The 12,807-nt window shown below is 69.0% G+C and carries 14 protein-coding genes; 8 read left to right on the top strand and 6 right to left on the bottom strand.

Annotation, left to right across the window (positions count from 1 at the left end):
* The first annotated feature begins 40 nt into the window (after positions 1–40).
* Genes ACQPWU_RS54555 through ACQPWU_RS54545 form a run of 3 tightly spaced genes read left to right on the top strand, consistent with a single transcriptional unit; the run spans position 41 to position 2,484 of the window.
* On the top strand, positions 41–628 hold the full coding sequence (locus ACQPWU_RS54555) for a hypothetical protein (RefSeq protein WP_433434989.1): 588 nt from the start codon (positions 41–43) through the stop codon (positions 626–628).
* A 5-nt stretch (positions 629–633) separates the two neighbouring features.
* Complete coding sequence (locus ACQPWU_RS54550; protein ID WP_433434988.1) at positions 634–1,710, top strand: hypothetical protein; 1,077 nt, start codon at positions 634–636, stop codon at positions 1,708–1,710.
* 42 nt (positions 1,711–1,752) lie between these two features.
* Entirely contained in the window at positions 1,753–2,484 is a 732-nt protein-coding gene (locus ACQPWU_RS54545; RefSeq protein WP_433434987.1) for a class I SAM-dependent methyltransferase, read from the top strand.
* Positions 2,485–2,650: 166 nt separating this feature from the next.
* On the opposite strand, the gene ACQPWU_RS54540 is transcribed toward ACQPWU_RS54545, so the two are convergent.
* Both ACQPWU_RS54540 and ACQPWU_RS54535 read right to left on the bottom strand, forming a co-directional pair.
* Positions 2,651–3,280 (bottom strand): TetR/AcrR family transcriptional regulator, encoded by a 630-nt coding sequence (locus ACQPWU_RS54540; protein ID WP_433434986.1) that lies wholly within the window; start codon positions 3,278–3,280, stop codon positions 2,651–2,653.
* Between the two features lie 252 nt (positions 3,281–3,532).
* Positions 3,533–4,492: a quinone oxidoreductase family protein gene (locus ACQPWU_RS54535; RefSeq protein ID WP_433434985.1), complete on the bottom strand. Its 960-nt coding sequence runs from the start codon at positions 4,490–4,492 to the stop codon at positions 3,533–3,535.
* Positions 4,493–4,587: 95 nt separating this feature from the next.
* On the opposite strand from ACQPWU_RS54535, the gene ACQPWU_RS54530 reads away from it, so the two are divergent.
* Complete coding sequence (locus ACQPWU_RS54530; RefSeq protein ID WP_433434984.1) at positions 4,588–5,055, top strand: MarR family winged helix-turn-helix transcriptional regulator; 468 nt, start codon at positions 4,588–4,590, stop codon at positions 5,053–5,055.
* Positions 5,056–5,339: 284 nt separating this feature from the next.
* Here ACQPWU_RS54530 and sigJ read toward each other — a convergent pair whose 3' ends face one another.
* Positions 5,340–6,284, bottom strand: coding sequence for an RNA polymerase sigma factor SigJ (sigJ, locus tag ACQPWU_RS54525; protein ID WP_433434983.1), 945 nt, complete (start codon positions 6,282–6,284; stop codon positions 5,340–5,342).
* A 206-nt stretch (positions 6,285–6,490) separates the two neighbouring features.
* Here sigJ and ACQPWU_RS54520 point away from each other — a divergent pair, with 206 nt between their 5' ends.
* Positions 6,491–6,856 (top strand): hypothetical protein, encoded by a 366-nt coding sequence (locus ACQPWU_RS54520; RefSeq protein ID WP_433434982.1) that lies wholly within the window; start codon positions 6,491–6,493, stop codon positions 6,854–6,856.
* 80 nt (positions 6,857–6,936) lie between these two features.
* The gene (locus ACQPWU_RS54515) at positions 6,937–7,443 is read left to right on the top strand and encodes a carboxymuconolactone decarboxylase family protein (RefSeq protein WP_433434981.1); all 507 of its coding nucleotides are present in this window, start codon (positions 6,937–6,939) and stop codon (positions 7,441–7,443) included.
* Between the two features lie 60 nt (positions 7,444–7,503).
* Here the strand turns inward: ACQPWU_RS54515 and ACQPWU_RS54510 are convergent, their stop codons facing one another.
* Genes ACQPWU_RS54510 through hisD form a run of 3 tightly spaced genes read right to left on the bottom strand, consistent with a single transcriptional unit; the run spans position 7,504 to position 11,198 of the window.
* Positions 7,504–8,826 carry an MFS transporter gene (locus ACQPWU_RS54510; RefSeq protein ID WP_433434980.1) on the bottom strand — a complete coding sequence of 441 codons (1,323 nt, stop codon included), beginning with the start codon at positions 8,824–8,826 and terminating at the stop codon, positions 7,504–7,506.
* A 29-nt stretch (positions 8,827–8,855) separates the two neighbouring features.
* Complete coding sequence (locus tag ACQPWU_RS54505; RefSeq protein ID WP_433434979.1) at positions 8,856–9,893, bottom strand: phosphotriesterase family protein; 1,038 nt, start codon at positions 9,891–9,893, stop codon at positions 8,856–8,858.
* A 15-nt stretch (positions 9,894–9,908) separates the two neighbouring features.
* Positions 9,909–11,198 (bottom strand): histidinol dehydrogenase, encoded by a 1,290-nt coding sequence (hisD, locus tag ACQPWU_RS54500; protein WP_433434978.1) that lies wholly within the window; start codon positions 11,196–11,198, stop codon positions 9,909–9,911.
* 120 nt (positions 11,199–11,318) lie between these two features.
* On the opposite strand from hisD, the gene ACQPWU_RS54495 reads away from it, so the two are divergent.
* Both ACQPWU_RS54495 and ACQPWU_RS54490 read left to right on the top strand, forming a co-directional pair.
* On the top strand, positions 11,319–12,254 hold the full coding sequence (locus ACQPWU_RS54495) for a LysR family transcriptional regulator (protein WP_433434977.1): 936 nt from the start codon (positions 11,319–11,321) through the stop codon (positions 12,252–12,254).
* A gap of 82 nt (positions 12,255–12,336) precedes the next feature.
* Positions 12,337–12,798, top strand: coding sequence for a hypothetical protein (locus ACQPWU_RS54490; protein WP_433434976.1), 462 nt, complete (start codon positions 12,337–12,339; stop codon positions 12,796–12,798).
* Positions 12,799–12,807 lie beyond the last annotated feature (9 nt).

Raw genomic sequence — 12,807 nt, 5'->3', positions numbered from 1 at the left:
CAGCCCGGACACAGGGCGATAGTGGTGAAGGAGATCAGTAGTGTTCATTCGTCGTCTGGGCATCTCTGTGGCGGGCGCCGCCGGCCTGGTAGCAGCCATGGGCGTGACCGCCCCCTTGCAGGCCGACACCTGCGCCCAGAGCACCACGTGTTCCACCACGGTGACCTTCACCGTGACCGCGGAAGACGGACTGACCATAACCGTGCCGGGCCCCACCCCCGCCGTGAACATCGGCGACGCCGCGCCAGGCGGACAGATCAGCGGGCAGCTCGGCTCGGTCACGGTGACCGACCAGCGCGCGGCTCTTGATGCCACCTGGGTCGCGTCGGTGATCGCCGCGACGGGCGGCTTCAAGACAGGCACCAGCACCGCCCCCGAAACCATTGCCAACTCCGACGTCTATTACTGGTCGGGCCCGTTTACGGCCAACACCGGCAACGCGCCCTGCACGCCAGGCCAGGCCGATGCCGCCGCTGCCCAGTCGCTGGACACCTCGCGCACCGCCTTCAGCAAGACGTCCGGCTCCGGCGACAATTCCTGCACCTGGAATCCCACGCTGGTGGTCCACGTCCCCGCCGCCGCGGTGGCGGGCACCTATACGGGCACGGTGAACCACTCCGTCGTCTAGCCCACATGTCACGATCAACGTTTCCCCGCCCCGCCTCCGCGGCGCTGCTGGCGTTCCTGCTGCACGCCATGATGGGCGCGCCGGCGGCCGCGGACGCGGAGCGGGGACGCACGCGTCCCTCTGACGAAGGCGCGATCAGCCTCAGGCTGCTGGAGATCCCCGCCAACCGGGTGGACGATCCGCGCTCACATGTGTTCATCGTCGACCACGTCAATCCGGGCACCACCTTCACACGGCGCCTGGAGGTCCGCAGCACCTCGGCCAAGCCTCAGCACGTGGAGCTGTACGCGGCCGCGGCCTCCGTCAGCCACGGCCGCTTCACCTTCGCGCCGGACCGCGGCACCAACGAGCTGACTTCGTGGATCACGCTCGACCGCTCGGCGGCGGATCTTCCGCCGCGTGGCAGCGCGCGGGTGAAGGCCACCGTCGCCGTGCCTCAATGGGCCGGCAAGGGAGAGCGCTACGCCGTCATCTGGGCTCAGGTCTCCTCGGAGCCGGCGGACGGGATCCACGGAAACGTCACGCTCGTCAACCGCGTAGGAGTCCGCGCCTATCTCGACGTCGGTCCCGGCGGGGAGCCGCCCTCGGACTTCCAGATCGGCACGATAATCCCGCAGCGGGCGGAAGACGGGCGCCCCAAGATCGTGGCAGCGGTCTCCAACACCGGCGAGCGCGCCGTCGACCTCAACGGACAGCTGACGCTGACAGACGGGCCGAGCTCCCTGAGCGCCGGGCCCTTCCTGATCGACCGAGGTACGACCCTGGCGCCTGGTGAGCGCGGGAACGTCACCGCGCAACTCGGCGAGGAGCTCCCCGACGGGCCGTGGACGTTCCACCTCACCCTCAACAGCGGCCGCGTCAGCCACACGCTGACCGGAACGCTCACCTTTCCCGCGAAGCCCGGAACGTGGGGCCTGGCCGCTTCGGTGGACTCCCCTTGGACCCTGGCCCTCGCGCTCGCCGCCGGGCTCGTCATCCTGATCGCCGCTGCGGTGATCCTCCTCCTCCGCTTCCGCCGTTTCCGCGCGCGGGCGTTCGCCTCGGGTCCCGCCAACGAAGAATCCAAGAGCTCCATTGGCTGACCTGTTGTGTTCCGCAGAGCCACATGCTGGATACTGCGGGGGATGTTCACCGATGCCGACGCCGCCGCCCTGTACGACCTGCTCAACCCGTGGGATCCCATCCGCTGTCCCAGCGACGCGTTCTACGACGAGTTCGTGATGGCTGCGGAGGCCGTTCTGGACGTGGGGTGCGGCACCGGAAGCATGCTGCACCAAGCGCGCGAGCTCGGTCACCACGGGCGGCTCACCGGGCTCGACCCGGACCTGGCGGCGCTCGATCGGGCCCGGCGGCGCAGTGACATCGAGTGGATTGCCGGTGTCGCGGCGGACATGACCTGGGATCGCGAGTTCGACCTGGCAATCATGGCCAGCAACGCGTTCCAGTGCTTCATCGGCGATGAGGAGCTCTCCAAGTCGCTGGCCGCGATCCGCAGGGCGCTACGCGACGGCGGGCGATTCGTTTTCGAAACGCGCAATCCCCAGGCGCGCGCGTGGGAAGAGTGGAACCCGTCGAACGCCACCGAGGTTGTGGACGGAAACGGCCGCAGGCTTCGCGTGTCGCACCAGGTCGAGTCGGTGGTCGCCGACGTGGTGACGTTCACCGAGACGACCAGCGACCACGACGGCGCCGTCCTGCGCGTCGATCGTGCGAGTCTGCGATTCCTGGATGTGCCGAAGCTCGGGGCGTTCCTCGGCGAGGCGGGCTTCGAGATCGAGGCGCAGTACGGTGACTGGCACCACGAGCCTGTCTCCGATGCCAGCCGCTCGATCGTCACGATCGCGCGGCGCGTCTAGCCGAGCGCCCTGCACACACTCGCCGAACAGACCCCCTGAACGAGCACCTCACCGGGCTTCACGTCTAGTGCGCGCAGCGGTGGCCGACGCCCGTTCGGCGTTCTCCTTGGTCGCCGTGGCCCGGACAGCCATGCGAGCGCTCCGGCTCTCCGCAACCGGACTGGCGCTATCGGGAGGCCGGGGTGACGCCGACGAGCTTGGTGAGGAAGCGGTCGACCTGCTCTTCCAGCGGCGGCAGCCGGTGGTCCGGCTGGTTGAGGCGCATGGAGACGGCGCCGTGGACGGCCGCCCTCAGGTCAAGTGCGACCGTGGCGGCGTCGTCGCCGGTGGGGGCGAGCCCGGCGTCCATGCAGCGTTGGATCGCCGCCGTGGTGCGTTCGCCGAGCACCGTCTTGAACGGCATCGGCATCCGCTGGTTGAGGGTGCTTTCGTGGAGGACCTTGTACAGCCCCGCGTGCTGGTAGGCCCACTGGCCCTGTAGGAGCACCCGGGCGCGCAGTTTGGCCACGGGGTCGTCGGATGCGGCTTCGGCTTGGTCGATGGCGTTGATGAGGTCGCTGTTGCAGCGTTCCATGGCCGCGAAGACCAGGGCGTCCCGGTCGGCGAAGTGGATGTAGACGGATGTCGCGGCGATGCCGATCTCGCGGGCTACGGCGCGCAGTGACAGTGCTTGGTCGTCGGCCAGTTCGTCGAGCAGGCGGAGGGCGGCGGCGATGATGTCCTCGCGTAGCCGTTCGCCCTGTCCCCGCCGGTTGCGGCTGCGGGCGCCACCTGGGGTCGGGGTGGTCGTGTCCATGTCCGCCATTGTATTGGGAACAAACGTTTCGCTACGGTCGTAGCGAAACACCTGTGAACTCAGGAGCGCCGTCGGCTCCCTTGATGTTGCGCAGCACCGGTGCGAGCTCTATTCGGTGAGCAAGGCGCCGGGTGAGCAACTGGTACGTGCCTTCGCCCGTGAGGTGGCCCCACGTGGGATAACGGCGCTCGATGGGTCACCGGTCAGAGGATCGCCGTCGACGGCGGTCTGACCGCCTGACCTGAGAGAGCCTCAGCCAGCGACAGGGGCCACGCGAAGGATGCTCCTGCCGCGGGTCGCGCCGTTGGCGAGCCGCTGGATGGCGGTGTCGAGGTCGGCTGGTTCGTATTCGGCGGTGATGTCGATGTGTATCCGGCCGTCGGCGACGAGCCGCAGTGCCCGGCGTGCGCTGTCGGCGAGGCGGCCGGGGTGGGTCTGGCTGAGCAGGTTGCTGTTGTACGTCAGCAGGGACTTCCCTTGCATGAGGAGGTCGTTGGCGGAGGCCTGGACGGGTTCGAAGGTGGCGATGTTGCCGTAGACGGCCAGCCGGCCGTGGGGAGCGAGGCGTTCCAGATTGGCGTGGCGAGTGGGGCCGCCGATGGGATCGAGGATCACGTCGAACTTCCTGCCGCCCAGAGCATCGGGAAATTCCTCGCGCACCAGCACCTGATCGAAGCCGAACCGGACGGCGTAGCCGGCCCGGTCGGTGTCGCCTGCCACTCCGACGATGGCGCCCGCTCCGGCGGCTCTGGCGAACTGCGCGGCCAGGGTGCCCACGCCGCCGGCCGCGGCATGGATCAGCACGTGCTCACCGGGCTGCACGCGAGCGACGGTGTTGATCAAGTCGTACGCGGTGGGGGTGGCCCAGCCGAAGCCCGCGGCGATCCGCGGGTCGATGCCTGCTGCCTCGATGGCCAGCTCCGCAGAGGCGAGGACCACTTCGGCGTAGGCGCCGGCACCGGTCAGCGCGGTGACCTGCTCGCTGATGCGGGCCTGGTCGACGCCGTCGCCGACCGCGATGATGCGCCCGGCGGCCTCAAACCCGGGGACGAACGGCCGCGGGAGGTCGAAGTGGCCGTTGCGGACCAGTACGTCGCCGTACTGGATCCCGGCGTAGGCGACGGCGATGGCCACCTGGCCAGGGCCCGGGGTGGGCTCGTCGAGGTCGGTGAGATGGAGCCGGTCGTCGGTGTCGAGCACGACAGCCTTCATTGCAGCCTCCTGAGCTGAATCAGTAACCTGATACTGGGAAACCGTAGTGAGTATCAGGAAGCTGAGTCAACCCAGCAGTCTGTGAAAGTGGTGGGATGATGACCGAGATCCCGGTCGAGGAGTACCTGTGCACCCGCATCAGGCGCACCGAGCAGGCGCTGATGGGCCACCATGAGGCGGTGCTGCGCGGTTATGGGCTCACTATGACGCAGTACACGGTGCTGCTGACGCTCTCGCGGGAGGGCGGGATGTCCGGCGCCCAGCTCGCCCGTGCCTGCGGCGTCACCCAGCAGACCATGGCCACCGTCCTCACCAGTCTGCAGAACAAGGACCTCATCGTCCGCGAACCGTCCCCGGTGCACGCCAAGGTAATGATCGTCACGCCGACCGAGGGGGGCAGGCAACTGCTGGATCGCGCCTACCAGGAGGTGATCGTGCTGGAACGCGCGCTCACCGACGCTTTCACACCCGACGAACATGCCGCCTTCTGCGACTTGCTGGAGCGCGCGACCGCCATCTTGGTCCAGCAGACTCCCCAGCGCGAGACCCAGCCCGCCACCTGAGCCCGGCGGCCGGCTCCATGTGGTCGGGGCATGCCTGCTCATCGCGTCGAGCATCCGCCAGGTCCAGACGGCTTTCGCGGCGTGATCTTCAAAAGTCGTCGAAGCCTCGGCCCCAGGACTCGAACGGATCGCTTCGTTCTACGAAGAGGTCGACGCCCGCAGCCGCCGATTGATGGCCACCTTCTGACCGCTGGCATCCTGGCGCTGACCGCCGCGATCTGGCACAACGACCGCACCGGCCGGCCCGTCGAACACCTACGACTGAACCCCTTGGAAGCAGCCTTCTAGTGCTGTGGCCCCACCGTCCACGGCCGGAGCTTCTCGGGATTGCGTACCGCCCAGATGCGCATGATCCGGTCGCCTGCAACGTCGAACGCCGCCACCGTCAGGACGACGCCGTCTCGCTCAGCCACCAGCCCGGGCTGACCGTTGACCGTACGCTCCAGAATCGTCAGGCCGGGTACCCTGCCGGCGATATCGACCATGTAGCGGGCAACCCGCTCGCTGCCTTCGATCGGGCGGAGTGCGGCGCTGACCAGGCCGCCGCCGTCGGCGATCATCGTGGCGTCGGGGTCGAGGAGGCCGATGAGGGCGTTGATGTCCTTGGCCTCCCATGCCTGCTTGAAGTCCTTGACGATGCCGGCGCGCTGGGCTGCGGGAGTCGCGGGAGCCTGCGACGCGCCAATGCGACGGCGGGCCGACCAGGCCAGCTGGCGGCATGCAGCCGGGGTACGGCCGATGATCTCGGCCACTTCGGCGAAGGAGTACTGGAAGACGTCGTGCAGGATGAACGCGACGCGCTCGGCCGGGGTCATCGAGTCGAGCACGACGAGGAAGGCCATGTTGACCGACTCGTCGAGGGTGACCCGGTCGGCCGGGTCGACGGTGGTGCCGCCCGGCCGCGCGTTGATCCACTCCGTACGCTCGGGCAGCGGCTCGGGGATCCATTCGCCCACGTAGCGTTCCCGCCGGGCGCGTGCCGAGCCGAGCAGATCGAGGCAGATGCGACTGGCGACCTTCGTCAGCCAGCCGCCGGGGGACTCGATGGCCTCCTGCTGCTGCCGGGACATGGCGTACCAGCGGGCGTAGGTCTCCTGTACGACATCTTCGGCATCGGCCAGGGAGCCGAGGAGCCGGTACGCCAGATTGATCAGCTGACGCCGCTCACTCATGATCGCGCTCAGGCCCGGATCGAGCCGGTCGGCTCCTGGCTCGGATGGGGTGGTCATGGTGTCGCCGACTCCCTTGGTCGCATCGGCCCCCGCCAGTTCGACGAGACAGCGCACCGAACTGTCAGGTTGGCGTCGCCTGACATTTCCAGCGGTCGTGTCGTCGGACTACTGAGACACCGGTCGCAAGTCTCAAACCACCGCTGAGATTTAGAAGGGAAGACCTTGCCATGTCCATGCTTACGACGACAAAGCAGGGCAACCTCATGTTCTTGCGTGTCGCGATCATCCTGCAAACCTTGGCCGTCTTCGCCGCGCCGATCACCGCCGGACTGTTGCTGTCCTCGCCGAGCGGACGGGCATTGCACAGTGTTGCGGCGTACGGGGTGTTCACCGTGGCGCTGTTGCACCTGGTCGCCGCGATCCTGGTGTGGCGGCCGGGCGGCGGCTCGCCCAGGCCCATCCTGTACGCGCTCGTGTTCTTCGGGCTCACGCTGGCACAGATAGCGCTGGGCATTTCGCACGTGAAGACCCTACATGTCCCATTGGGCGTCCTGATGTTCGGCGTGAGCGTCCTTGAGCTCAGCCGCGTCTCGGCCGGTCGCCGCGCTCAGGTGGACGCAGCGGCATGACCCTTGGCGCGTCGCCTCGACCGATCCCACCAGATCCCCACGCCTCAAACCACCGCTGAAATTCAGAAGGGAACCTCGCCATGTCCACACCCACGACGACCAAGCAGGACAACCTCCAGTCGCGTCTGCCCGACCCCACCCAGCTCTTCCCCGAGCTGGCAGCAATCGCCGGAGCCATGTCCAAGGCCACCCGGAACGGTTCGATTCCGCACACCACCATCGGCCTGGTGCAGCTCCGCGCCGGGCAGATCGTCGGCAGCACGTACCACACCGTCCGGCAAGCCGGCAATCTCCGCAAGGCCGGGGAAACAGAGGAGCGCATCACCGCCGTGGCGTCATGGCAGGACGCCCCCTACTTCACCGACGCCGAACGGGTCGCGCTGGAGCTCGTGGAGGCCGTCCTCACCCCGAACCCGTCCGGGGAGCGTGTCCCCGACGAGCTGTACGCCAAGGCATCCGCCCACTACGACGACAAGGCGCTGTGGACGCTCACCCTTGCGATCAGCCAGATCTGCTTCTTCGTCCCAGTCGCTCTCATCGCCAAGCCGATCCCCGGTAAGGCCCCCGGGAAGAACTACAGCAGATAACGCCGGGCAGGCTCAGGACGAGGACGGCAACCGCCGACGCAGGGCCGGCGGCCGGCGGAGCTACCGCCGCCGGTGCCCGGTGTCCACGTCGAGCCGTTCTTCGACGCGTGTCTCTGGAGTCGTCGCCGCCACAGCCAGTGCCGCGAGGGCTACCACGACGAGATAGTAGCCGGGTGCCATCGCGGTCCCGGTGACCTCGACCAGCCACGTGCCCACGAACGGCGCCGTACCGCCGAAGAGGGCGAAGGCCACGTTGTAGCTGATGGCAGCGCCCGTCACGCGGGTCGCGGCGGGCAGCAGCTCGACGAAGAAGGTGTAGCTGCCGCCCCCGTACGTGCACAGGGCCGCGGCCAGCAGCAGCTGCCCGATCACCGCGGTGCTGAATGAGCCGCTGGTGACGAGCATGAACGCGGGCAACCCCACGGCTGCCACCGCTGCGGCGCCGATGATCAGCATCGGCTTGCGGCCGAACCTGTCGGACAACCGGCCGCCGATCGGCAGCAGCAGGGAGAACGACAGCAGTGCCACGGCGTTGGCCGCGAGCGACTCCAGCAGATTCAGCCCGACGACGGTTTGAAGGTAGGTGACGAAGTAGCCGACCAGGACATAGAAGCCCAGGCCGGACAGCGCCATGACGGCGAAGATCTGGCCCAGCCGGACCCGGTTGCCGCGCAGGCTGCCCCGCACCGGGCTGGCCTCGACCGCGTTCTCCCGCTGGAGCTCCTGGAACACAGGGCTTTCCTCGGTGCGGCGGCGGATGTAGATGCCGATCAGCGAGAGCGGCAGAGCCAGCAGGAAGGGGACGCGCCAGCCCCACGAGGCGTAGGCCGTGTCCGACACCGCGCCGGATATGGCCATGATGAGGACCAGCGCGATGACGGACGTCGCGGCGGAGGCGGCGATCGTGATGCCGATCCACGTGCCGCGACGTTCGAACGGCGCGTGTTCGAGCACGAATGACGGCGCGCCGACCGCCTCGCCACCCGCCGAGAAACCCTGCGCCAGCCTGCACACCACGAGCAGGACGGGGGCGATGATCCCGGTTGCGGCGTGCGTGGGCAGCAGCCCGATGAGCGCGGTGGACACACCCATGCACATGAGCGTGGCGTACAGAACGGTCCAGCGGCCGGCGCGGTCGGCGAGCGCGCCGAAGAACAGCCCACCCAGCGGACGGGCGACGAACGCGACACCGTACGCGGCGAAGACCGACAGCAGGCCGGCGACCGGGTTCTCACTGGGGAAGAATGCCTTGGCGATGGTCACAGCGGAGAAGCCGTAGATTGCGAAATCGTAGAACTCGACGAACTGGCCTGTGCTGGCGCCTACCAGCACGCGCCGCTGGGCGGCGGTCGTGCCGCCCGGGCTGATGAAGTCGCGGATCATGGAGGGGGTGAATCCTTTCGGCCGGGCGATCAGCCCGCGAAGGCGAGCGCGCGAGCGGGGTTGGCCACGGTGATCTGCGCGATCTGGGCATCGCTGACGGCCTTTCGCCGCATCAGCGGCAGGACGTGCTCCAGGATGTGGGCGTAGCCTTCGCCGCCGTAACGCACCAGGTTGGTCTTGTGGCAGATGTCCTGGGAGATGAGGATCTGGGACGCGTAGCCGCCGTCGATCAGATCCACGATGTAATCCACGCGGGTGGCGTCGTTCGGCATGTCGATCGGTGCCAGCGAGTAGTAGCTGGACTCCTGCCCGAAGAGGTCGAACTCGACGTAACATCCGCTGCTCGCAATGGCCCGCATCTCGGGCGCGGAGAACACGGTGCGCTCGACGTGGCTCATGACGACCCGCGCCGGGTCGACGCCCTCTGCGATCACGATGTCCAGTGCCTGCCCCGGCGAGCGCGGATCGCGACCGGGATGGATCATCAGGGCCGCGCCGGTCTCCCTCTGCGCCGTGCACGCGGCCCGCAGCACCTTCTCTTCCTCCGGGTGCAGCGGGTGGCTGAGCCCGATCTCCCCGATGATCCCCGCCCTGATCGACGTGCCGGCCACGCCGGTACGTACGTCGGAGACGATCTCCGCGGCCAGGTCGTCCCGGTCCCTGGTCGTCACGTCGGCGGGGTGATAGTCGCGGTAGTAGAAGCCGCAACCCATGACGACGTGAACGCCGCTGCGCCGGGACACGGCGGCCAGGCCGTGAGGGTCGCGGCCGAGCCCGATGCTGGTGGCGTCCACGACAGTGCTCCCGCCCGCCTCGGCGTAGGGCCGCAGCTCGGCCACGGCCACGTCCACGCTGTCGAGGCGGAGATCCTCGGAGGTGTGCCGGCGGCGTACCCGGTAGTGGTTCTCGAGGGTGATCGGCGCGTTGTCGATCGCCCGCTCACCGACCGTGGAACGGGACGGGAGCGGGCGCGACAGGTCGATGAGCAGGTGCTCGTGCGGCTGCGTGTGCCCCAGTTCGGCCGGGTCGATGTCACCGAGTACGGTACGGACAATGGTCTGCGGCATGGCTCCTCCTGCCGGTCATGCCCAGGCCGGGCGCTGTCCCCTGGGCAGGGCCCGCAGGTCGCCCGAGCGTGCGTGTCCCTCGAAGCGCTCGGCCCGGGCGGCACGGCCGCACAGTTCGCCGAGGTAGGCGCTGGCGGAGTCGGTGGTCACCTCCTGGTAGGTGACGGTCTTGAGGTACATGCCGACCCACAGCCCGCCCGTGTAGCGGGCGGCGCCCCTGGTAGGCAGCACGTGGTTGGTGCCGATGACCTTGTCGCCGAAGGAGACGCAGGTCCGCTCGCCGAGGAAGAGCGAGCCGTAGTTGCGTAGCCGGTCCAGGGCCAGGCGGGGCTGTCTGGTCAGCACCTGGACGTGCTCGCCGGCGTACTCGTCCGCCACGGCGAACGCCTCGTCGAGGTCGTCCACCACGATGACCTCGCCGTGGTCCCGCCAGGCCGGCCCGGCGATGTCGCGGGTGGGAAGTTTCGCCAGCTGCTCGTCCACTTCGCGCAGCGTCGCCTCGGCGAGGCCGGCCGAGGTAGTGACGAGTACGGCCGGCGAGTCGGGGCCGTGCTCGGCCTGGCTCAGCAGGTCGACCGCCACCACGAACGGGTCGGCACTGTCGTCGGCCACGATCAGCACCTCGGTGGGCCCGGCGAACAGGTCGATGCCGACCTCCCCGAACAACTGGCGCTTCGCCTCGGCGACGTATGCGTTGCCGGGCCCCACCAGCATGTCCACCCGCGGGATCGACTCGGTCCCGAGCGCCAGCGCTGCCACCGCCTGTACGCCGCCGAGCAGGTAGACCTCGTCGGCTCCCGCCAGGTGGATCGCGGCGATCGTGGCGTGGGGGAGGTCGCCGCCGGTGGCCGGCGTGCAAGCGGCCACCCGCGCCACGCCGGCGACCTTGGCCGGCACGATCGTCATGTGCGCCGAGGCCAGCAGCGGATAGCGGCCGCCCGGTACGTACGCGCCCACGGCCCCCACCGGGATGCTCCGCTGCCCGAGCAGCACACCGGGCTGCGTCTCCTCCTCGAAGTCTCGCAGCGAGGCCCGTTGCCGCTCGGCGAACCTGCGTACGTTCGCCTGCACCTCCCTGATGTCGGACAGGGTCTGCCGGTCCACACGGCGCAGCGACTCCTCGATCTGCCGCTCGCTCAGCCGGAATTCGGCCGGTGCCCACTTGTCCAGCCGCTCGGAGTGGGCGCGGACCGCCGCATCCCCGTTCCGCCGCACATCGTCGATGATCTCGGCGGCCACGGTGCGGGGATCCGCACCCGCTGCCGCCGGGGCGCTCGCCGACGCACCCTTGATAATCCTCCGCATGCCGCTCCCTGTCTGAAATGGCGTCATCGCTGCTGGTCAGAGGTGGTTTTCACGGAGCATAGAAGACGGCGTGCCATCGCACAACGGGGACAAATCCATTCCGATCGATAGGGTTTCCCTATGACTTTGCAACAGCTGCAGGCATTCTTGGCAGCCCGCAGGGGCGGCTCGTTCACCGCCGCGGCCCGCGATCTCGGGCTGACCCAGCCGTCTGTCTCGGAGCTGGTGCGCCGGCTGGAGGACGAGCTCGGCATGGAACTGTTCCGCAGAGTGGGCCGGGGGCTGGTCAGCACGCACGCGGGCGACGAGCTCGCGCCCTTCGCCGAGCGCGCCCTCGCCGCCGCCGATCAGGGCGTCACGGCCGTGCGCGCGCTGCGCGACCTGGAGGGCGGTACGGCGACCTTCGGCCTGTTGCGCAACGCGGAGTTCTACGCCCTGTCGGAGCTGGCCCTGCACTTCCACCGCCGCCACCCCTCGGTCCGGGTACGGCTCGTGGGCCAGAACTCCGCCGAGACCTCAGCCGCCGTCCAGAGAGGCGAGATCGAGGCCGGGCTGGTAGCGCTGCCCGTGGACAACCAGGGCCTATCCGTGACCCCGCTGGTGCGCGACGAGATCGTCTACGTCACCGCGGACGCCGGCCGCGCCGCCTCCCCGCGCACCATCGCCGACGTGGCCGACGCCCCCATGATCCTCTACGACGCCCATTACGGCGACACCGACCCGGCACGCCGCCAGCTGGCCACCCGGGCCCGGCTCGCGGGCGTCACCGTCGAACCTCTCATCGAGGTCGAGCATCTTGCCTCAGCCCTGACCCTGGTCCGGGCAGGCGTAGGTGACACGTTCGCGTGCCGGGCGGCGGTCGCCAGCGACATGTTCCCGTCCGGACTGCTTGTGACCTCGTTCGCCGAACCGATGTACGACACCATCGCGCTCGTCACCCGCCTCGGCCACACCCTGTCACCGGCCACGCGTGAACTCGTCCGGTTCGCCCAGCAAACGCTCCTGGACCACGCTCGCGGCCCGCACGGCACAACGACCGTCATTTTCCCACACTGACCAGCGCCTGCCCGTCGCGTGTCCTCCCAGCCTCGCCAGCCTGACCTGCGTCCTCGCGCTCGAAGAATCCGGCGCCGGCTCTGTGGCACGCCGATGCGGCGGCCCGGCGCTGCGGGCCGTCACCCAGGACTGGATGGCGCGCAGCCGCCAGGCTCTGGAACGCCACTTCGACGCCACCACCGCCCGGGAGCTCGACGCGCTCATCGTAGGCCTCGTGCTGCACAGCGCCCTGTCGACCGACCCGATGACGCCCCGAGCAGATCCGCCACGCCATCCACCGATACCTGCGCTGATCCCCTCCCCGGCGTGCGCCGGCAACGCCGTGGCCGCGTCCAGGGCCTGCACGCTGCCGGGCTTCCCAACCAAGGGCCACCTGCACGTACGGACGAACGCGGCGGCTGACCCGAACCGCGAAAGGCCCGTCTCGAGCGACTACCCGGACGGAGGTAGGCGCGGCGACGTCTGCGCTGGTCGACGCGCCTGGCACGTGATTGCGGGCACGCTGCGGCATGACGTTCTGTCGGTGGTCGGGCGGCCCTTCTGAGCAGCTGTC

It is taken from the genome of Nonomuraea sp. CA-141351 (genome assembly GCF_050944675.1).
GTDB lineage: Bacteria > Actinomycetota > Actinomycetes > Streptosporangiales > Streptosporangiaceae > Nonomuraea.
This window is presented reverse-complemented; position numbering and strand designations above follow the sequence as displayed.